The following is a 21,018-nucleotide window of genomic DNA, read 5'->3' as shown; positions in this document are numbered from 1 at the left end:
GGGGCGGGATGTCTGATCCGTTGGGCAAGATCGAGATCAAGCCGGAGGACGGCACCGGCAAGAAGATCGTCAACGCGCTGCCGGTGGTGGGCGGCGCGGTGAAGATCTACGACGCGGGCACCAGCGACGCGATCAAGGCAGGCGACACCGCTACCGGGTTGAGCGGGGTGGTCTCCGAGACGACCAACTTCGTCCAGTCGTGCGCGGAAACCGCGATGAGCATCAGCGCCGACCCGGTCGGCTGGCTGGTCGGCCAGGGACTGAACTTCTTGCTGGCCGTCTGCGACCCGCTCCAGGACGCGATCCACTTCGTCAGCGGCGACGGCCCGGCGCTGTCCAAAGCGGCCGAGAACTTCACGGCGATCGGGCGCGGGCTGGAGCAGTTCGCACACCAGTTCAGCGAGCAGGCGAAGAGCGCGCTCTCGCAGTGGGAGGGCGGCGCGGCCGAAACCGCGGCGGAGAAGCTGGCCACGTTCTCGACCGGGATCACCGGCACCGCCGACCAGGCCGGCGACATCGCGACGATGCTGCAGGTGTGCAGCATGGCGATGACCGTCATCGAGGACTTCATCAAGGCGTTGCTGACCGAGCTGATCACCTGGCTGATCATGATCTGGATCCCGGCATTGGCCGCCGCGGTCCCCTCGTTCGGAGCATCCACCGCGGCGGCGGGCACGGCGACCGGGGTGCGCGCGGCGTCTACCGCCGGCAAGGCGACGAAGCAGGTCAGCAAGCTGCAGAAGCTGCTCGACATGATCAAGGACTTGATCGCCCGGTTCCAGACGTTCTTCAAGGCGGCTAAGGACGAGGTAGCCAAGATGGCCGTGGAAGGCGGCAAGACCACCGCGAAGCGGGCCGCCGACGGTTTCGGGAAAACCGTCGGCGGGAAGCTGCTGGACGAGGCACGGTCGCAGGTCGGGCTCCGAAGCCACGACAAGAACGATCCCGACCTGCCAGTCAAGCCAGGGAAACCGTTGGGACACCTGGAGAACGCGCGCAAGGCCGTCGAGTACGCGGCGACCGGGGACGGAACTTCGAAGGACGAGGCCAAAAAAGATCTGGAGTTCTGAGCCGTGACTCGCGCACTGCACGACACTTGGGTGTGGCTCGGACCGATCGTCGGATTCCTGGTACTAGTCGTGCTTCCGAGTGTTCTCGGCTTCCGTTGGCATCTGAAGAAGAAACGAGCGAAGCAAGCCTGGCTGGCCGCGTTGCACGCGGTGCCCGAGGAACTGGGCGGATCCATGGTCGCCGATCTGAAATACGGGCGGCCCCGGTCCGCGCAGCGCCGGAAGCCTCTTGGCGAGCTGTACCGGCCGAAGACCATCTCGGAGGGCATGAGCTTCCCCAGCAGTCCTCCGACCGTCGAGTTCGCGGCTGACCTGCCGCGGCGGGACCGGCAGTTCCGGGTCAGCGCGTACTGGTGCACGCTCCGGGTCGGGGCCAACAGCAGCAGAAGGATCTACGAGTACACCATCGAAACCAGGGTCGGGCCAACGCCGAGCATGAAGATCGCCAAGGCGTATCCGACCGAACCGGTGCGGATGTTCGGGCGGACCATGGCGTATCTCAACTACCAGCAAAGGCTGTTCGAAGCGGAGGCGCGAACTTCGCCCTCAGCCGCCCGCTGGGAGCAATTTACGTCGTCCGAGAACGAGTTCACCGGATACGCCAGCGACCAGAAGTTCTCGGCTCAGGTCACCGCCCCGGAGACCATGGACTGGCTGCGCGGCAACCATGAACTGCTTCCGGACCTCATCGGCCTCGAGCACGGGTGGTGCTACGCGGTGTACCGGGACGAGATCGACCCGGCGACCCTGGTCGCCAGAATCGACCTGGTCGCCGGCTTCCTCGACCGGATCGACGTGCCCGCCGCGGTCTGACCCGGCACAGCAAAACGCCCCCGGCCGAAGCCGGGGGCGTTTCGTTCAAGCGGAGCGGGATCAGCGGAAGTCGCGACCGAAGTCGTAGTCGTCCAGCGGAACCGCGGCGCCGGTGCCCGAACCGAAGACGTCCGGGGTGTAGTAACCGTCGTCGTAGGACGGGATCGCGTACGCCGCGACCCGCGCCTCCTCGGTCGGCTGCACCTGGATGTTCCGGTACTTGTTGATGCCCGTACCGGCCGGGATGAGCTTACCGATGATGACGTTCTCCTTGAGGCCCACGAGCTTGTCCGAGCGGCCGTTGATCGCCGCGTCGGTCAGGACTCGCGTGGTCTCCTGGAACGAGGCCGCCGACAGCCACGAGTCCGTGGTCAGCGACGCCTTCGTGATGCCCATCAGCACCGGACGGCCCGAGGCCGGCTCGCCGCCCTCGGCGACCGCGGCGCGGTTCGTCGCCTCGAACTTGGTCCGCTCGGGCAGTTCGCCCGGCAGGAAGTCCGTGGCACCGGAGTCGATGATCGTCACGCGGCGCAGCATCTGCCGCACGATGACCTCGATGTGCTTGTCGTGGATCGACACACCCTGCGCCCGGTACACCTTCTGGACCTCGTCCGTGAGGTGCATCTGCGCTTCGCGCGGGCCCATGACGCGCAGGACCTCGTGCGGGTCCGGCGTGCCCTCGAGCAGCTGCTGGCCGACCGCCACGTGGTCGCCGTCGCCCAGCGGGCCGTTCGGGGTGTTGGCGAGCCGCTGCCGCTTGGACAGCTTGTCGAAGACGATCTCCTCCGACCCGTCGTCCGGGATCAGGGTGATCTTCCAGAACCGCTCGCTCTCCTCGATCCGCACGCGGCCGTCGACGTCCGCGATCGGAGCCTTGCCCTTCGGCACGCGAGCCTCGAAAAGCTCGGTGACACGGGGCAGACCGGTCGTGATGTCGTCACCGGCGACACCACCCTGGTGGAACGTACGCATCGTCAGCTGCGTGCCCGGCTCACCGATCGACTGGGCGGCGACGATGCCGACCGCCTCGCCGACGTCGACGAGCTGGCCCGTCGCCATCGAACGGCCGTAGCAGGTCGCGCACACACCGACCGCCGACTCGCAGGTGAGCACCGAGCGGACCTTGACCTTCGAGATGCCGCTGGAGAGCAGCTTCTCGATGGCCGGGTCGCCGATGTCGTCGCCCGCGTTCAGCACGACGTTGCCCTTGGCGTCCACCGCGTCCGTCGCGAGGTTCCGCGCGTACACGCTGGTCTCGACGTGCTGGTCGCGCACGACCTTGCCGTCGCCGAGGTCCTCGCCGATCGGCATCATGATGCCGCGCGTGGTGCCGCAGTCGATCTCGCGGACGATGACGTCCTGCGAGACGTCCACCAGACGACGGGTCAGGTAACCCGAGTCCGCGGTACGGAGCGCCGTGTCCGCCAGACCCTTCCGGGCGCCGTGCGTGGCGATGAAGTACTCCGCCACCGACAGGCCTTCACGGAAGTTCGCCTTGATCGGGCGCGGGATGTACTCACCCTTCGGGTTCGACACCAGACCACGCATACCGGCCAGCGAACGGACCTGCGTCATGTTACCGGCGGCGCTCGACTTCACGATCATGGCGATCGGGTTGTCGTCCGGCAGCGCCGTCTCCATGATCTTGTGGACCTCTTCGGTCGCCTGCGTCCACACCTTGACGAGTTCGTTGTTGCGCTCGGCGTGGGACAGCTGACCGCGCTGGTACCGCTTCTCGACCTGGTCGGCCTTGCCCTCGTACTCGTCGAGAATGGCCTTCTTGCCGACCGGGGTCAGCACGTCCGAGATCGCGACCGTGACGCCCGAGCGGGTCGCCCAGTAGAAACCGGCGTCCTTGAGCTTGTCCAGCGTCTGCGCGACCTGCGTCATCGAGTACCGCTCGGCGAGGTCGTTCACGATGGCCGCCTGCCGCTTCTTCGGCATCGGCTCGTTGATGAACGGGTAGTCCGCCGGCAGCAGGTCGTTGAACAGCACGCGGCCCAGCGTCGTCTCGGCCAGCCACGCCTTGCCCGGCTCCCAGCCCGCCTCGGCCAGCCGCGCCTCGTCGGCCTTCGCGGGCTGACGGTCGGTGACGCGGATCTTGACCGGGGCGTGCAGGCTCAGCGCCTTGCGGTCGAACGCCATGATCGCCTCGGCGGGCGAGGAGTACGCGTTGCCCGCGCCCTCGGCGTTCTCGTTCAGCCGGGTCAGGTGGAACAGACCGGTGACCATGTCCAGACGCGGCATGGCGAGCGGACGGCCCGACGCCGGCGACAGGATGTTGTTCGCCGACAGCATCAGGATCCGGGCCTCGGCCTGCGCCTCGGCCGACAGCGGCAGGTGCACCGCCATCTGGTCGCCGTCGAAGTCCGCGTTGAACGCTTCGCAGACCAGCGGGTGCAACTGGATGGCCTTGCCCTCGACCAGCTGCGGTTCGAAGGCCTGGATGCCCAGCCGGTGCAGGGTCGGCGCCCGGTTCAGCATCACCGGGTGGCCGGTGATGACCTCTTCGAGCACGTCCCACACCTGCGGCCGCGAGCGCTCCACCATCCGCTTGGCGGACTTGATGTTCTGCGCGTGGTTCAGGTCGACCAGCCGCTTCATGACGAACGGCTTGAACAGCTCGAGCGCCATGTCCTTCGGCAGACCGCACTGGTGCAGCTTCAGCTGCGGACCGACGATGATGACCGAACGGCCCGAGTAGTCGACACGCTTGCCCAGCAGGTTCTGGCGGAACCGGCCCTGCTTGCCCTTCAGCAGGTCGGACAGCGACTTCAGCGGCCGGTTGCCCGGGCCGGTGACCGGACGACCGCGGCGGCCGTTGTCGAACAGCGCGTCGACGGCCTCCTGCAGCATCCGCTTCTCGTTGTTGACGATGATCTCGGGCGCGCCGAGGTCGATCAGCCGCTTGAGCCGGTTGTTCCGGTTGATCACGCGGCGGTACAGGTCGTTCAGGTCCGACGTGGCGAAGCGGCCACCGTCGAGCTGCACCATCGGGCGCAGGTCCGGCGGGATGACCGGGACGGCGTCGAGCACCATGCCGCGCGGGTCGTTGCCGGTCGCCTGGAACGCGGCGACGACCTTGAGCCGCTTCAGCGCGCGGAGCTTCTTCTGCCCCTTGCCGTTGCGGATGGTGTCGCGCAGGCTGTCGGCCTCCGCGGCGACGTCGAACTCGGTCGCCAGCTTCTGGATCGCCTCGGCGCCCATGCCGCCGGTGAAGTACTCGCCGTACCGGTCGATCAGCTCGCGGTACAGCAGCTCGTCGGCGATCAGCTGACGCGGCTCGAGCTTCGTGAAGGTGGTCCAGACCTCCTCGAGGCGGTCCAGCTCGCGGCCGGCGCGGTCGCGCAGCTGGCGCATCTCGCGCTCGCCGCCCTCCTTGACCTTGCGGCGCACGTCGGACTTCGCGCCCTCCGCCTCCAGCTCGGCCAGGTCGGCTTCCAGCTTCTGCGCACGGGCCTCGATGTCCGCGTCGCGCTTCGTCTCGAGGTTCTTGCGCTCGACGCCGATCTCGTTCTCGAGGGTCGGCAGGTCGTTGTGCCGCAGCTCGGTGTTCACGCCGGTGATGACGTAAGCCGCGAAGTAGATGATCTTCTCGAGGTCCTTGGGCGCCAGGTCCAGCAGGTAGCCCAAGCGCGACGGAACGCCCTTGAAGTACCAGATGTGGGTGACCGGCGCGGCCAGCTCGATGTGGCCCATCCGCTCACGGCGCACCTTGGCGCGAGTGACCTCGACGCCGCAGCGCTCGCAGATGATGCCCTTGAACCGGACGCGCTTGTACTTGCCGCAGTAGCACTCCCAGTCCCGGGTCGGACCGAAGATCTTCTCGCAGAAGAGCCCGTCCTTCTCCGGCTTGAGGGTCCGGTAGTTGATGGTCTCCGGCTTCTTGACCTCGCCGAAGGACCACTGACGAATGTCGTCGGCGGTGGCGAGGCCGATCCGAAGCTCATCGAAGAAGTTGACGTCCAGCACGTCTAGATCCCCTTGGGGTTGTTTCGGCTAGAGGAGGGGTCGGCGGTGGAGCCGGGACCCGCGGGAGGCAGGTCCCGGCTCGACACCGGATCAGTGCACGACGTCGTCCACCGAGGGCGACTCGTTGCGGGACAGGTTGATGCCGAGGTTCGCCGCTGCGCGCTCGAGGTCCTCGTCGTCGGAGTCGCGCATCTCGATCGCCGCGCCGTCGCTGGAGAGCACCTCGACGTTGAGGCACAGCGACTGAAGCTCCTTGAGGAGCACCTTGAACGACTCCGGGATGCCCGGCTCGGGGATGTTCTCCCCCTTCACGATCGCCTCGTACACCTTGACGCGGCCGACCACGTCGTCCGACTTGATCGTGAGCAGTTCCTGCAGCGTGTAAGCCGCGCCGTAGGCCTGCATCGCCCAGCACTCCATCTCGCCGAAGCGCTGGCCGCCGAACTGCGCCTTACCGCCCAGCGGCTGCTGGGTGATCATCGAGTACGGGCCGGTGGAGCGGGCGTGGATCTTGTCGTCGACCAGGTGGTGCAGCTTCAGGATGTACATGTAGCCGACCGACACCGGGTACGGGTACGGCTCGCCGGAGCGGCCGTCGAACAGCGTGGCCTTGCCGTTCTCCTTGACCATGCGCTCGCCGTCGCGGTTCGGCTTGGTCGCCCCGAGAAGCCCGGTCAGCTCCTCTTCCTTCGCGCCGTCGAACACCGGGGTGGCGGTGTTCGTGCCGGGCGCGACGTCGTACAGCTCCTCGGACAGGTTCTTCGCCCAGTCCGGGTTGCCCTCGATCGTCCAGCCCTGCGAGGCCAGCCAGCCGAGGTGCAGCTCGAGGATCTGGCCGATGTTCATCCGTCGCGGCACACCGTGGGTGTTCAGGATGATGTCGACCGGGGTGCCGTCCTCCATGAACGGCATGTCCTCGACCGGCAGGATCTTGCCGATGACACCCTTGTTGCCGTGCCGTCCGGCGAGCTTGTCGCCCGGCTGGATCTTGCGCTTCTGCGCCACGTAGACGCGGACCAGCTCGTTGACGCCCGGGGGCAGCTCGTCGTCGTCCTCGCGGGAGAACACCCGGATGCCGATGACCTTGCCGGTCTCGCCGTGCGGGACCTTCAGCGAGGTGTCGCGGACCTCGCGCGCCTTCTCGCCGAAGATCGCGCGGAGCAGGCGCTCCTCCGGGGTCAGCTCGGTCTCGCCCTTCGGCGTGACCTTGCCGACCAGGATGTCGCCGTCGCGGACCTCGGCACCGATGCGGATGATGCCGCGCTCGTCGAGGTCGGCCAGCACCTCCTCGGAGACGTTCGGGATGTCCCGGGTGATCTCCTCGGCGCCCAGCTTGGTGTCGCGGGCGTCGATCTCGTGCTCCTCGATGTGGATCGACGTGAGCACGTCGTCCTGCACCAGGCGCTCGGAGAGGATGATCGCGTCCTCGTAGTTGTGGCCCTCCCACGGCATGACCGCGACGAGGAGGTTCTTGCCGAGCGCCATCTCACCGTTCTCGGTGGACGGGCCGTCGGCGATGACCTGGCCCTGCTCGACCCGGTCTCCCTCGTTGACGATCGGCCGGTGGTTGAAGCACGTGCCGTGGTTGGAGCGGCGGAACTTGTACAGTCCGTAGCTCTTCCGCGTGCCGTCGTCGTGCATGATCGTGATGATGTCCGCGGACAGCTCCTCGACCACGCCGGCCTGCTCGGCGACCAGGACGTCCCCGGCGTCGACCGCGGCGCGCAGCTCCACGCCGGTGCCCACGTACGGAGCCTGGTTGCGCAGCAGCGGCACCGCCTGACGCTGCATGTTCGCGCCCATCAGCGCGCGGTTCGCGTCGTCGTGCTCCAGGAACGGGATCATCGCGGTGGCGACGGAGACCATCTGCCGCGGCGACACGTCCATGTAGTCGATCTCGAGCGGGTCGATCAGCTCGACCTCGCCGCCCTTGCGCCGGCCGAGGACCTTCTCCTCTTCGAAGTGCCCGTCGGCGGTCAGCGGCGCGTTGGCCTGCGCCTTGACGTAGCGGTCTTCCTCGTCCGCGGTCAGGTAGTCGACCTGGTCGGTGACCTGGCCCTCGACGACCTTGCGGTACGGCGTCTCGATGAAGCCGAACGGGTTGACCCGCGCGTAGGAGCACAGCGAGCCGATCAGGCCGATGTTCGGGCCTTCCGGCGTCTCGATCGGGCACATCCGGCCGTAGTGCGACGGGTGGACGTCGCGGACCTCCATGCCGGCGCGCTCACGGGACAGACCGCCGGGGCCCAGCGCCGACAGGCGGCGCTTGTGCGTGAGGCCGGACAGCGGGTTGTTCTGGTCCATGAACTGCGACAGCTGCGAGGTGCCGAAGAACTCCTTGATCGCCGCGCCGATCGGGCGGATGTTGATCAGGGTCTGCGGCGTGATCGCCTCGACGTCCTGGGTGGTCATGCGCTCGCGCACGACGCGCTCGGTGCGGGAGAGGCCGACCCGGATCTGGTTCTGGATCAGCTCGCCGACCGTGCGCAGGCGGCGGTTGCCGAAGTGGTCGATGTCGTCGGTCTCGACCGGCACCTCGACGCCGGCGGAGCTGGTCATCTTGTCCTCGCCGGCGTGCAGCCGGACCAGGTACTCGATGGCCGAGACGATGTCCTCTTCGGTCAGCGTGCCGGTCTCGTACGGGGTGTCGAGGCCCAGCTTCTTGTTGACCTTGTAGCGGCCGACCTTGGCCAGGTCGTAGCGCTTCGGCTTGAAGAACAGGTTCTCCAGCAGCGTCTGCGCGCTCTCCTTCGTGGGCGGCTCGCCCGGGCGCAGCTTGCGGTAGATGTCGAGCAGCGCCTCGTCGGTGCCGGCGGTGTGGTCCTTCTCGAGGGTGGCCAGCAGCGTCTCGGAGAACGAGAAGCGCTCGCGGATCGCCTCGGTGGTCCAGCCGAGCGCCTTCAGCAGCACGGTGACCGGCTGGCGGCGCTTGCGGTCGATGCGGACGCCGACGGTGTCGCGCTTGTCCACGTCGAACTCGAGCCACGCGCCGCGGCTCGGGATGACGCGCACGCTGAAGACGTCCTTGTCGGTCGTCTTGTCGACACTGCTGTCGAAGTACACGCCCGGAGAACGCACCAGCTGGGACACGACGACCCGCTCGGTCCCGTTGATGATGAAGGTGCCCTTGTCGGTCATCACCGGGAAGTCGCCCAGGAAGACCGTCTGGCTCTTGATCTCGCCAGTGTTGTTGTTGACGAACTCGGCGGTGACGAACAGCGGGGCCGCGTACGTCATGTCCTTGTCCTTGCACTCCTCGATCGAGGCCTTGACCTCGTCGAAGCGCGGAGCGGAGAAGGAGAGGGACATCGAGCCGGAGAAGTCCTCGATCGGCGAGATCTCGTTGAGGACCTCTTCCAGGCCGCCGACCGGGTTCTCTTCGCCTTCGTTGACGCGGCGCTCGAACCACGCCTCGTTGCCGGTGAACCACTGGAACGACTGGATCTGGACGTCAAGCAGGTTCGGGGTGGAGAGTGGCTCGCGGATCTTCGCGAAGGAGACCCGCTTGGGCGCTCCGGGGATTCCCGTGGCCTGCGCGCGGGATTCAGCCGAGGTGGTCGCAGCAGTGGCCTGGTTCGCGGGAGAGACTGCCAAGATGCGTCCTTCCGGGGACAATGAGCGGTGAGCAGCCGCGATGGCAACAGCTGTCGCGGACTGTCAGGGGTGCCGTGTGCCCACTATCCTAACTACCGGCTCCGGGCAGCCTGAAAGAGGGCAGCGCAAAGAAGCAGTCTAGCCCCCATGACGCGGTCTGTCCAGGGGGCGCTCCCGACGGGGCCCAGCCTGCATCGCGTCACCTTGGGGCAGTGCGTCTCCCTGAGCCTCACTGCGACCTTCCGGCTCCCGGTTCGCCCGGGTTTTCGCGCCCCTCCCGCAAGGTTCGCGTTCCCCGGCCGTGACCGTTGGCAGTAAGCGTGAACCCACGCGGCTGCGGAGTCAAGATGCCGCGCGGCGGTCCCGCCGGTTGGCGCAGCGTCGGAGCGAGGCAGCGCAGCGTGACGACTCCGGCGCGCCTCCGGAGTTACCGCCGGGTACCCGCGGACCGCCGCGCAGGTCGGCCGGGCGGCGGCGCAGGTCGGCGGCTCGGCCCCGGTTCCGGCGGCGGATTTCCGCCCGGCGTGGCGCGCGCGGGATGGATCACATTCCGCGAGCGGTCGCGCGCCGAGGATCAGTCCGGAAGACCCCGGACTTCGGTCAGTCCGGCCCCCTGTTCCGGGTCCGCCGGGCAGGGGTCGCGACGGTGGCGGCGGTCGCGTCCCGGTGATCAACTGGGCTGGACCGAACTCCCGGAGGTGCACGATGGCGGAAACCGGCGAGTCGCTTCCCGCGCTCGTCCTGCGCAGGCTGGCGATCAGCGAGCAGGTCGCGGCCGCCAAGTTCGGGACCGGGCGGCCGGTCGACGACCCCGTCCGCGAACAGCGGGAACTGGCCCGCGTCCGCGACCTTGCCCGCGAGATCGGCCTCGACCCGGACGTCGCGGCCGGCTTCCTCTCCGACCAGATCGCGGCGAGCAAAGAGGTCCAGCACCGGCTTTTCGCGCACTGGACCGCGCATCCCGGCGACCGGCCCGCGGACAGCCCCGATCTGTCGATGCTGCGGGCCGAATTGGACGGTCTCACGGTCGCTCTGCTGGACCGGCTGCGCGCGACCGGCCCCGAACCCCTGACGCTGCCGGAAACCTCGGAGGAGCTGAAACAGGAGCCGCTTCGGACGGCCTTCCGCTCCCTGGCCCAGCGACCCTCGTGAGCACGACAACGGCCCGCCCCCGACGCTGCCGGGAGCGGGCCGTGACGTCCGCTTAGGACGGTGCGCTTACTTCGACGGCGGAGCCGAAGCCGGAGCGGAGGAAGCGGGAGCCGACGGCGCGGGCGCGCCAGCCGCCGGGCCAGCGGCCTTGTACGTGTCCATGTCGGTGATCTTCCAGGTGTTGCCCTGCAGCTGCGCGTCCACGTGCATCTGCGCCGTGCCCGCCGCGGTCTGCTTCGTGTCCGCACGGGTCGACGTCTGGTCGATGAACAGCATCACCCTGGCCAGGTCGCCGTTCAGCCGGATCACCGCGCTGCGGGTGACCTTGCAGGTCACGACCACCTTCTGCTGCGGCGCGAGCTTCTTGACCTGGCCCATCAGCGCGTTGTAGCTCGTCTTGACCTGGTCGGTCGCGAGCAGCTGGTTGGCCGCGTCCTCGGTCTTCTTGATGTTGTTGAAGTCGTAGGAGAACAGCGTCTCGATCGCCTTCGAGACCTGGTCCTTCACCTGTGCGGTCTTCGCCACGTCGAGCACCGCCCGGTTGCTCGTCGAATCGGCCGCCTCCGAGCCCTTGACCTGGAAGATGACCGCCGCCGCGACCAGGGCCAGCCCGGCCACGAGCAGCAGCGCGACCCGCACCGTGTTGCGGCTGACCACGGACCGCTGAGCCGGTACCGCGGGCTCTTCGGAGTCCTTGGCCCGCGCCTCGGCTTCCTCGACGTCCGAGGGCTTCGCCGAGCCGGTGTCCCGCTTCTTCCGCCGCGGGCTCGGCCGGGCCGGTTCCTCCTCGACCGTCTCGCCGGTGAGCGCGTCGACCTCTTCGGCAGGCGCTTCCTTGGTGACGCCGGAAACCTCGGCTTCCGGCTCGGCGGCCTCTTCGACCTCGGTCTCGGCCACCTCAGGCTCGGCAACCTCCGGCTCGGCCGGACGCACCAGGCCGCCGCGCGGGATCCGCAGTTCCTGGGTCGCCTCGGCCGGATCCGCGTCGGGGAGCGGCCGCGGCCGGGGGCGCGGTTTGGGCGAGGCCGCCGGCGCCGCCGGGTCCGACGGCTTGCGCAGCCCGGCGACCTTCGGCCGGCGGGCCGGGGGCGTGCTGCTGCGCGGTGGCTGGCGACGGGAGGGGGCACTGCGGAACTCCGATCTGCGGGTGAAGCTACTGGCCGGCGGCGACGAGCGGCACTTGGTCGATCCCGGACAGCTTCCACAAGCCGTCAACCCGGGTCATCTGCACCTCGAGCCGCAGCGCCTTGGTGGCGTTCTTGCCGCCGGCCGAGGTGTCCGTGCTGATCGCGGCCAGGAAGCTGGCCTTGCCGTCGTGGTCGTTCAGCTCCTCGACCGCGATGTCCTGGATCGTGGTGGTGACCTTGACCTTCTGGTCGGTCAGCGCCTTCGAGTAGTTCGGCTGGGCCTGCGTGATCTGCTTGGCCATGTCGTCGCTGGACACGTCCTTCTGCTTCTGGAAGTACGCGTCCAGGTTCTGGTAGTCGACCTGGGTGTAGGCCAGCACCGCGGCGGTGCCGTCCTTCACCACGTCGTCGCGCGCCGAGGCGAGGTCCCGGTCGCCGTCCATCTCCGCGACCAGCCACATGATCCCGAACACGATCGCCACGACCAGCGCGGCGAGGGCGAACGCCCCGGACCCGAGCAGCCAGACGCGCGGCGATCCGGGAAGCGGCCACTTTTCCTGCGCCGCACCGGCCGAAGCCGGTTCGGGCGTATCAGCGGTCACCTCTTCCTCGGCGACCGCGTGCTCGGCACTCATAACACTCCAGAGTAGGTAACGGTCATCAAATCCCGGTCAGCCGACCCCGAGCAGCGCGCCGAGGCTGTTCAGCGAAACCCCGGGGCTGCCGACGACGCCGGGAACCTGCGCGTCGCGCATCTCCTGCAGCTCCTGCGCCGGCCGGTTCCGGTTGGCCGCGATGTCCTGTTGCGACGGTTGCACCGGCACGCCGTTGTAGGGCGCGTTCTGGGAACCCCGGACGTTGATCGGGCTGCCCTTCGGCTCGGCGCAGTAGACCTTGTCGTCCGCCGGCCGGACCGAGGTGTCCGAACCCGGCCGATACTGGCTGTAGGGCCGGTAGCCCTTCGTGCACGACGGCGGGTTGAACAGGTTCAGCACCAGGCCGAGGTGCGCGGTCCCGTCGCCGGGGGCCACCGACGGCGCGGCGGCCGCCAGCGCCGGATAGGTCACCAGGCCCTGTTCGAGGCCGTCCAGCCGGGTCACGGTCAGGTTGGCCGTCGTCAGCAGGTTCGCGGTCAGCGCGCCGAGGCCGGGACCGGTCTCCTGGACCACCTGGCTGATCTGGGTCGCCACCTGCGGGGTGACGCCGATCAGCTTGCGCAGGTCGCCGTCGGAGTTCTTGAGCGTCCCGCTGAGCTGGTTGAGGCTCTTGGAGAAGGACGCGAAATTGGACGCCTGGTCGTTCTGCGTGTCCAGCACCTGGCCGCCCGCCTGCAGCAGCTGCACGGTCTGCGGCAGGTACTGCTGCGCGGTGGAGGTGAAGCTGCGCGCGGTGTCCATCAGCGTCTGCAGGTCGCCGCCGGTGCCGCGGAACGCGTCGTAGGACTCGTCGACGACCTTGCGCAGCGCGTCGGTGGGCACCGAGGCGGACAGCGAGTCGAGGTCGCCGAGCAGCCGGTCGGTGCTGACCGGGGTGGTCGTGCGCGCGGCCGGGATCACCGAACCGCTCTCCAGGTACGGGCCCTTGTCGTTCTTCGGCCGCAGATCGACGTACTGCTCGCCGACCGCGGACCGGTTGGCGATCACCGCGTCGAGGTCGGACGGCACGCGCGGGGCCGAGGGGTCGATGTTCAGGTCGGCCTCGAGCCCGGTCTGGGTCAGCCGCAGCTGCCCGACGCGGCCGACGTTGAAGCCGCGGTAGGTGACCTCGGCGTTGCTGAAGATCCCACCGGATTCGTTGAGCTGCAGTTTCACCGTGTAGCCGCTGCTGCCGAACACCGTGCCGAGGCCGGCGAAGCGGATCAGCGCGTAGACGATGGCCACGACCGAGATGATCGCGAACACCACCAGCTGGATTTTCGTCCTGCGCAGCAACATCAGCCAGCACCTCCGGAAAGCACTCCGAACAGGCCGGACAGACCGCCCTGCGACGGCTGCCCGCCGCCCTGGCCGCCGGTCGACTGCGGAGCCTGCTGCTGCGGTTGTCCCCCGCTGCTCGGGAACGAAAGCGGCGGCGGCTGGTTCGCGGGCGTGCCCTCGACGCCGCCGGTCAGCCCGGGAGCCGGGATCAGCCCGCTGAGCCCGTTCTGCCTGCTGCGGCCGAGGTTGTCGATGACGTCCTTCAGGTTCAGGTCGACCTTGGCGAACAGGTTGAAGTAGTCGCCCTTGACGTCGTTGTAGGCCTGGTCGGTGAACGGATAGGTCAGCAGGATCTCCAGCGCCTTCGGCAGGTCGCTGCCCGCCTCGCCGAGCTTCTGCAGCGTCGGCGTGAGCGCCTTGAGGTCCGCCACCAGGTCCGCCTTGCTCCGGTTCACCGTGTCGGTCGCGACGCCGGAGAGGTTGTTGAGCGCGTTCAGCATGGTCACCAGCTGGCCGCGCTGCTGCTCCAGCACCCCGAGCCCGGGCCCGAGGTTGTCGACCGCGCCGACCAGCTTGTCCTTCTGGTCCCGCAGCGTCATGGACAACCGGTTGAGGCCGTCGAGCGCGCGGGTGATGTTGGCCGACTGGTTGTCGAGGTTGGTGACCAGTTCGTTCGCGTTGGCCAGCAGCGCCTTGATGTCCGGCTCGCGGCCCGCGGTGGCGTTGTTGAGTTCCTTCGTGATGGTGTTGAGCTGCTCCACGCCGCCGCCGTTGAGCAGCAGGGACAGCGCGCCGAGCACCTCCTCCACCTGGACGTCGCGGCCGGTGCGCGCGAGCGGGATGGTGGCCCCGTCCTTCAGCTCTCCGGTCGCCTCGGTGCCGCCCGGAGAGGCCAGCTCGACGTACTTCTCGCCGAGCAGGCTCGACTGCTTCACGTTGGCCATCGCGTTGGCCGGCAGTTTGACGTCGCCGTTGACCTCGACGGTCACCTCGGCGTGCCAGCCGTCCGGCGTCAGCCCGATCGACTTGACCTGCCCGACCGGCACCTCGTTGACCTTCACCCCGGACTGCGGGACGAGGTCGAGAACGTCCTTGAACTGGACCTTCAGCGTGTACGGATGGCTGCCGAGGTCGGCCCCGCCGGGAAGCGGGACGTCGTAGACGCCGTTGAACGCGCAGCCGCTCAGCACGAGCGCGGTCACCGTGGTGAGCGCCCCGCCCGCGGCGAACTTCGTCAGTCGCTTCACGTCAGCTCCCCTGCGTCCCGTAGACCTGGCCCTGCAGCGGGAGCGGCAGCGGCGGCAGCTGGCCGTTCTGCATCGCCTGGATGACCTGCGCGGTGGAGGGCAGCGGAATCGCGCCGTCGACCACCTTGGCGATGCCGTCGCAGGCGTTGCCGAGCAGCTGCTTGGTCACCGAGGTCTGCTTGAGCAGGCTGCAGACCATCACCAGCGGCGGCTGGGTCAGCTCGTTGAGGTTCGGCCGCGCGTCGAGCGTGCCGGACGAGCCGTTGTAGACGCCGACGATGTTGGACAGCGCCACCGGCGCGACGTCGAGGATCTCGGCGAGCGAGCTGCGCTGGTCCACCAGCACCTTGGTCACGCTGGCCAGTTTGTCCACATTGGACTTCAACCGGCCGCGGTTGCGTTCGATGAAGCCCTGCACCGACTGCAGCGTGGTGCCGAGCTGCTTGACGGTCGCGGCGAGATTGTCCTTCTCCCCGGCCAGGAATCCGCTCACGTCGGCGAGCTGGCTCTCGAACTGGCGCACCTGGCCGTCGCTGTTGGCCAGCGACTGGGAGAACTTGCCGAGGTTCTGCACCGTCTGGAAGAGGTCGTCCTTGTTGCCCGCCAGCGTGCCGGACGCCTTGCCGAGCTTGGTGATCGTGTCGTGCAGCGCCTTGCCGTTGCCGTCGAGGTTGTTCGCCGCGGTGTTCAGCAGGTCCGAGAGCGAGCCGTTCTTGTTGGCCCCGTTCGGGCCGAGCGATTCGCTGACCTTCGCGAGGCTGGCGGCGAGCTGGTCGACCTCGAGCGGCACCTCGGTGCGGTCGAGGCCGATCGTCGCGCCGTCGGAGATCCGCGGGCCGCCGGTGTAGGCCGGGGCGAGCTGGACGTAGCGGTCGCTGACCAGCGACGGCGACACGATCAGCGCCTTCGCGTCGGCGGGCACCGCCACCGAGCGGTCGTATTCGAGGTCGACCCGGACCTGGTTGCCCATCGGCTGGACCTTGGTCACCGTGCCCATGTCCACGCCGAGCATCCGGACGCTGTTGCCCTCGTAAAGGCCGACCGCGCCGGAGAAGTACGCGGTCAGATGGTTGCGGCCGGCGTCCTTGAGGGTCCACCACAGCGCGCCCGCGACGACGAGCGCGAGCACGATCGCGATCGTCATGCCGCGCATGAGCGACTGGCCGAAGCGGGTGTCGGTCATTTGGAGTTGCACCCCTCCGGATTGAGCGGGCCGACCGAAGGAAGCACCAGGCCGCAGATGTAGTTGTCGAACCAGTGCCCGGTGCCGATCGTGTTGTTGAAGACCCGGATGAACGGCGCGAACTTCTGGATCCCCTGAGCCAGCGAGTCCTGGTTGCGCTGCAGCATCGAGGTGAGCTGGTCGAGCTGGGTGAGCACCGGGTTCAGCTGGCCGTCGTTGTCGTCGACCAGGCCCTGCAGCTGCGTGGACAGCTGCTTCGACCCTTCGAGCAGCGTCTTGATCGCCTGCTCGCGCTTGCCGATCTCGTCCAGCAGCTTGTTGCCGTCGGTGAGCAGCTTCTGCACCTCGGCGTCACGGTCGACCAGGGTCTGCGACACCTGGCGCGTGTTGGCCAGCAGGTTCGCCAGCTGCGAATCGCGCTTCGCGATCGTGTCCGACAGCTTCGAAAGGCCCGACAGCGCGCCCTTCACGTCCTGCGGGGTGTTCGAGAACGTCTGGGTGATCGCCTCGAAGCTCTTCGACAGCTGGTTCGTGTCGATCTCGTCGACCGTCTGCGACAGGCCGCGGAACGCGTCGAGCACGTCGTACGGCGACATCGTGCGGTCGCGCGGGATCGGCGCGCCGGGGTCGAGGTTGCCGTTGCCCTGCGGGTCGAGTGCGAGGTACTTCTGGCCGAGCAGCGTCTTAATCTTGATCGCCGCCGTGGTCTTATCGCCCATCCAGGCGTCCTTGACCTTGAACGACACCTTGACGTTCGGGCCGTCCAGCTTGATGTCGGACACCTTGCCGACCTTCACGCCGGCGATCCGCACGTCGTTGTCCTTCTGCAGCCCGGCCGCCTCGGAGAAGTCCGCGCTGTAGGTGGTGCCGCCGCCGATCACCGGCAGGTCCTCGGAGTTCATCGCGGCGACGAGGCCGAGCGCGATGACCGCGATGCCGACCAGCGCGATCGGGATCGGGTTGCGTTTCTGGAAGGACTTCATGGCTTGCACCTGTCCCGATTCACCGGTGCGAGCGTGAAGTCCGTCGGAGGCAGCAGCCCAGGCACGCCGACCGTCCCGATCATCTCGCAGGAGTAGAAGTTGAACCACGAGCCGTAGTCGGCGGTGCGGGTGAGCGCGCTGACCTTCTTGGGCATGAACTGGATGAAGTGCTCGACGAGCGGTTCGTTCTGGTTCAGGTTCGTGGTGAGCTTGCCGAGCGCGGCGATGTCGTCCTTCAACGGCTGGCGCGCGTCGGTCAGCAGACCGGCGGTCGTGGTGGCCAGGTTGCCGAGGCCGTCGATCGCGTCGCCGATCGGCTTGCGGTCCGCGGCGAGGCCGGACACCAGCTGCTGCAGCTTCACGATGAGGTCGTTGAGCTGCGGGGTGTGCTGGTTGACCGTGTCGAGAACCGTGTTGAGGTTGTCGATGACCTCGCCGATCACCTGGTCCTTGTTGGCGATCGTGGTGGCCAGCGAAGCGGTGTGCGACAGCAGGCTTTCCACCGTGCCGCCCTCGCCCTGCAGCACCTGGATGACCTCGTAGGACAGCTTGTTCACGTCGGCCGGGTTCAGCGCGGTGAACAGCGGCTTGAAGCCGTTGAACAGCTCGGTCAGGTCCAGCGCGGGCGTGGTGCGCTCGAGCGGGATGGTCTCGCCCGGTTTGAGCGTCGCGCCGGTGGTGTCGTCGCCCTCGCCGAGCGAGACGTAGCGCTGGCCGACCAGGTTGCGGAACTTGATCTGCGCGGTCACGCCCGCCGGCAGCTTGCGCCCGGAGTCGACCTCGAAGTCCACCTGCGCCTGGCGCTTGTCGACGATCTTCACGTCCTTGACCTGTCCGACGCGGACGCCCGCGATGCGCACGTCGTCGTTCGGCAGCAGGAGCGTGGCGTCGGTGAACCGCGCGGAGTAGGCACTGGTGCTGGTGGTGTTGATGTTCGCGATGCTGATGCCGAGCACCGTCGTGAACAGCACCGTGACCACCACGAAGATCATCAGCTTGATCAGCGGTGCGGCGAGTCCCCTCACTTGACCGTCACCTCCGTGCCCCGGTAGAGCGGGCCGACCAGCAGCGATCCCCATCCGGGGAACTGGCCCTGCGAAATCCCCATCTCCGGGCTGACCAGCGCGGCGAGGAAGTTGTTCTCAGCCGCGGTGTTGACCGGGTTGCCGCCGGCCGCCCCGCCGCCGTTGAGGCCCGCCGCGTCGCCCTTGAAGTTGGCCGGGTTCAGGCCCTCGCCCACGGTCTTCGACCCCGGGCCCTGTTTGGTGCCGTCCTTGAACGCGCCGTCCGGCGGCTGCTGCGGGAACGGGTCCGGCGCGGGGTTGAGGTCGTAGCAGCGCGGACCGCGCTTGTCCTCGAACCGCGGCTCCTCGCCCGGCTTGTACGGACCGCGATTCACGACGACCTCGATGGTGGCGTTCAGGCCGGGCTTGCCGTTGTACTTGCCCAGCGCGGCGTCCGCGACCGGGACGACCTTCGCCATCTGCTTCAGCACGCACGGATATTCCGGCGAGTACTTGGCGAGCAGTTCGGCGGTCGGCCGCGCGGTGCTGGCGAGGCTGATGAGGTTCTGCGAGTTCGCCTCCAGGAACGACTGCAGGTCCTGCGACGCGGTGGTCAGGTTGCCGTAGAGGTTGGACAGATTCGCCCGCTCGTCGACCACGGTGCGCGTGGTCGTGCTCAGGTTGTCCAGGCTCTGCACCAGATCCGGCGTCGCGTTGCTCAGGTGGCCGGAGAACTCCGCGAGCGCCTTGAGGTTGTGCTGCAGTTCCGGCTCGTGCGGGTTCAGGTCGCCGATGTACTGGCCGAGCTGCGAAAGCGTCTCGCCGAGCGGTTTGCCCCGGCCCTGCAGCGCGGTCGAAATCGCGGTGAGCGTGCTGGACAGCTTCTGCGGCTGCACCGCCTGCAGCACCGGCATCAGGTGTTCGAGCGCCTGGTCCAGTTCGACCGCGCCGGAAGTGCGGTCCTGGGTGATCACGTCGCCCTGGGAAAGCGTCTTGCCCGACGGGTCCTGCGGAATCTGCAGCGACACATAGCGTTCGCCGAACAACGTCTTGGGCAGGAATCGCGCGGACACGTTCTGCGGAATCAGCTTCACCGACTCCGGATCCATCGCCAGCGTCAGTTCCGCGCCGTTCTCGGTCGCCTTGATGTCCTGCACCGAACCGACGATCAAACCGCGGACCTTCACGTCCGACTGCTTGAGCAGCTGGTTGCCGATGTGGCCCGCGTCGAGCTTCACGGTGACGAACTTGCTGAACGCTTTGTCGTACATCGCGATGCTGAGCGCGATCCCGCCGACGAGCACCGCCACCAGCAGCAGGCCGAGCAACCTGCGCCGTAGTGTGGTCATCCCGCAATCCTCACCGTGACGTCGGTTCCCCAAATCGCGAAACCGATGAAGAAGTTCACGACCGAAACCGTGACGATGGAAAGCCGCACCGCGCGGCCGACGGCCACGCCGACCCCGGCGGGCCCGCCAGTGGCCCGGTACCCGAAGTAACAGTGCGAAAGAATGATCAAGACACTGAATATCAGCACCTTGATGAACGAATAGAGCACGTCTTGCGGTGGTAGGAACAGGTCGAAGTAATGGTCGTAGGTACCCGCGGATTGTCCGTAGATATAGATAACGACCAGCCGCGAGGCCAGGTACGACGAGAGCAGGCCGATCACGTACAGCGGGATCACCGCGACGAAGCCGGCGATGATCCGCGTGGTCACCAGATACGGCAGGCTGGGCACGCCCATCACCTCGAGCGCGTCGATCTCCTCGGAGATCCGCATCGCGCCGAGCTGCGCGGTGAAGCCCGCGCCGACCGTCGCCGACAGGGCCAGCCCGGCCACCAGCGGCGCGATCTCACGAGTGTTGAAGAACGCGGTGAGGAAGCCGGTGAACGCCGAGGTGCCGATCGAGTTCAGCGCCGAATAGCCCTGCAGGCCGACGAGAACACCGGTGAACAGCGTCAGGCCGACCATCACGCCGACCGTGCCGCCGATGACCGCGAGCGAACCGGAGCCGAAGCTCACCTCGGCCAGCAGCCGCAGCACTTCCTTGGTGTAGCGGCGCAGCGTGCGCGGCGTCCACAGCAAGGCCCGGCCGTAGAACGACATCTGGTCGCCGAGCGTGTCCAGCGTCTCCAGCGGCCGGTTGGCGATCCGCTTCGCGCCCGAGAGCAACGTCATGGTCAGTCCAGCTTTCCGGGCACGATCTGCAGGTAGATCAGCGTGATCACGAAGTTCACCACGAACAGCAGCAGGAACGTGATGACCACCGACTGGTTCACCGCGTCGCCGACGCCCTTCGGGCCGCCGCTCGGGTGCAGCCCGCGGTAGGCCGCCACGACCGCGGCGATGAAGCCGAAGATCAGCGCCTTGATCTCGCCGACCCAGAGGTCGGGCAGCTGCGCGAGCGCGGAGAAGCTGGACAGGTACGCACCGGGGGTGCCGCCCTGGAGCACGACGTTGAAGAAGTAGCCGCCGAGCACGCCGATGACGCTGACCATGCCGTTGAGCAGGAGCGCCACCAGCATCATGGCGAGCGTGCGGGGCACGATCAGGCGCTGGACCGCGGAGACGCCCAGCACCTCCATCGCGTCGATCTCCTCGCGGATGGTCCGCGCGCCGATGTCAGCACAGACCGCGCTGCCGCCCGCGCCGGCCACCAGCAGCGCGGTGACCAGCGGGCTGGCCTGCTGCACGGTCGCCAGCACCGAACCGGCACCGGTATAGGACTGCGCGCCGAGCTGGCGGGCGAGCGCGCCGAACTGCAGCGAGATGACCGCGCCGAACGGGATCGCGACCAGCGCGGTCGGCAGGATCGTCACACTCGCGACGAACCAGGCCTGCTGGATGAACTCGCGGAACTGGAACGGGCGCTGGAAGATGCCGCGGACGATGTCGAGGCCGAGCGCGAACAGGTTCCCGGTCTCCCGCAGCATTCCGTAGCCGGGGATCTTGG

Annotated in this window: 15 protein-coding genes; 3 read left to right on the top strand and 12 right to left on the bottom strand. The window is 67.9% G+C overall.

Annotated elements, in window-relative coordinates; all coding sequences use genetic code 11:
* Nucleotides 1-8 precede the first annotated feature (8 nt).
* On the top strand, nucleotides 9-1,070 hold the full coding sequence (locus RPX00_RS17035; protein WP_406640525.1) for a hypothetical protein: 1,062 nt from the start codon (nucleotides 9-11) through the stop codon (nucleotides 1,068-1,070).
* A gap of 3 nt (nucleotides 1,071-1,073) precedes the next feature.
* Entirely contained in the window at nucleotides 1,074-1,883 is an 810-nt protein-coding gene (locus RPX00_RS17030) for a hypothetical protein (RefSeq protein WP_406640524.1), read from the top strand.
* A 60-nt stretch (nucleotides 1,884-1,943) separates the two neighbouring features.
* Here the strand turns inward: RPX00_RS17030 and RPX00_RS17025 are convergent, their stop codons facing one another.
* Nucleotides 1,944-5,855 carry a DNA-directed RNA polymerase subunit beta' gene (locus tag RPX00_RS17025; protein ID WP_406640522.1) on the bottom strand — a complete coding sequence of 1,304 codons (3,912 nt, stop codon included), beginning with the start codon at nucleotides 5,853-5,855 and terminating at the stop codon, nucleotides 1,944-1,946.
* A 90-nt stretch (nucleotides 5,856-5,945) separates the two neighbouring features.
* Nucleotides 5,946-9,449, bottom strand: a complete 3,504-nt coding sequence (locus RPX00_RS17020) for a DNA-directed RNA polymerase subunit beta (protein WP_406640521.1) — start codon at nucleotides 9,447-9,449, stop codon at nucleotides 5,946-5,948.
* 705 nt (nucleotides 9,450-10,154) lie between these two features.
* Between RPX00_RS17020 and aroQ the strand changes: the two genes are divergently transcribed.
* The gene (gene aroQ, locus RPX00_RS17015) at nucleotides 10,155-10,601 is read left to right on the top strand and encodes a gamma subclass chorismate mutase AroQ (protein ID WP_406640519.1); all 447 of its coding nucleotides are present in this window, start codon (nucleotides 10,155-10,157) and stop codon (nucleotides 10,599-10,601) included.
* A 66-nt stretch (nucleotides 10,602-10,667) separates the two neighbouring features.
* Here aroQ and RPX00_RS17010 read toward each other — a convergent pair whose 3' ends face one another.
* From RPX00_RS17010 to RPX00_RS16965, 10 genes are all read right to left on the bottom strand, one after another.
* On the bottom strand, nucleotides 10,668-11,498 hold the full coding sequence (locus RPX00_RS17010; RefSeq protein ID WP_406640517.1) for a hypothetical protein: 831 nt from the start codon (nucleotides 11,496-11,498) through the stop codon (nucleotides 10,668-10,670).
* 256 nt (nucleotides 11,499-11,754) lie between these two features.
* Complete coding sequence (locus RPX00_RS17005) at nucleotides 11,755-12,363, bottom strand: hypothetical protein (protein ID WP_406640516.1); 609 nt, start codon at nucleotides 12,361-12,363, stop codon at nucleotides 11,755-11,757.
* A gap of 36 nt (nucleotides 12,364-12,399) precedes the next feature.
* A complete protein-coding gene (locus RPX00_RS17000) occupies nucleotides 12,400-13,662 on the bottom strand; it encodes an MCE family protein (RefSeq protein WP_406640514.1) in 1,263 nt (420 codons plus the stop codon).
* Nucleotides 13,662-14,882 carry an MCE family protein gene (locus RPX00_RS16995; RefSeq protein ID WP_406642957.1) on the bottom strand — a complete coding sequence of 407 codons (1,221 nt, stop codon included), beginning with the start codon at nucleotides 14,880-14,882 and terminating at the stop codon, nucleotides 13,662-13,664. Before RPX00_RS16995 ends, RPX00_RS17000 begins: the two co-directional genes overlap by 1 nt.
* Before the next feature lie 10 nt (nucleotides 14,883-14,892).
* Complete coding sequence (locus RPX00_RS16990; protein ID WP_406640513.1) at nucleotides 14,893-16,074, bottom strand: MCE family protein; 1,182 nt, start codon at nucleotides 16,072-16,074, stop codon at nucleotides 14,893-14,895.
* Entirely contained in the window at nucleotides 16,071-17,057 is a 987-nt protein-coding gene (locus RPX00_RS16985) for an MCE family protein (protein WP_378301073.1), read from the bottom strand. Before RPX00_RS16985 ends, RPX00_RS16990 begins: the two co-directional genes overlap by 4 nt.
* A complete protein-coding gene (locus RPX00_RS16980) occupies nucleotides 17,054-18,082 on the bottom strand; it encodes an MCE family protein (RefSeq protein WP_406640511.1) in 1,029 nt (342 codons plus the stop codon). The genes RPX00_RS16985 and RPX00_RS16980 overlap by 4 nt, the downstream gene beginning before the upstream one ends.
* Complete coding sequence (locus RPX00_RS16975) at nucleotides 18,079-19,410, bottom strand: MCE family protein (protein ID WP_406640509.1); 1,332 nt, start codon at nucleotides 19,408-19,410, stop codon at nucleotides 18,079-18,081. Before RPX00_RS16975 ends, RPX00_RS16980 begins: the two co-directional genes overlap by 4 nt.
* On the bottom strand, nucleotides 19,407-20,243 hold the full coding sequence (locus RPX00_RS16970; RefSeq protein WP_378301078.1) for an MlaE family ABC transporter permease: 837 nt from the start codon (nucleotides 20,241-20,243) through the stop codon (nucleotides 19,407-19,409). Before RPX00_RS16970 ends, RPX00_RS16975 begins: the two co-directional genes overlap by 4 nt.
* 2 nt (nucleotides 20,244-20,245) lie before the next feature.
* On the bottom strand, nucleotides 20,246-20,998 hold the full coding sequence (locus RPX00_RS16965; RefSeq protein WP_406642955.1) for an MlaE family ABC transporter permease: 753 nt from the start codon (nucleotides 20,996-20,998) through the stop codon (nucleotides 20,246-20,248).
* Nucleotides 20,999-21,018: the final 20 nt, after the last annotated feature.

Source organism: Amycolatopsis sp. WGS_07, from assembly GCF_045278895.1.
Classification (GTDB): domain Bacteria; phylum Actinomycetota; class Actinomycetes; order Mycobacteriales; family Pseudonocardiaceae; genus Amycolatopsis.
The sequence above is the reverse complement of the archived record's forward strand: the minus strand, read 5'-3'. Positions and strand labels throughout refer to the sequence as shown.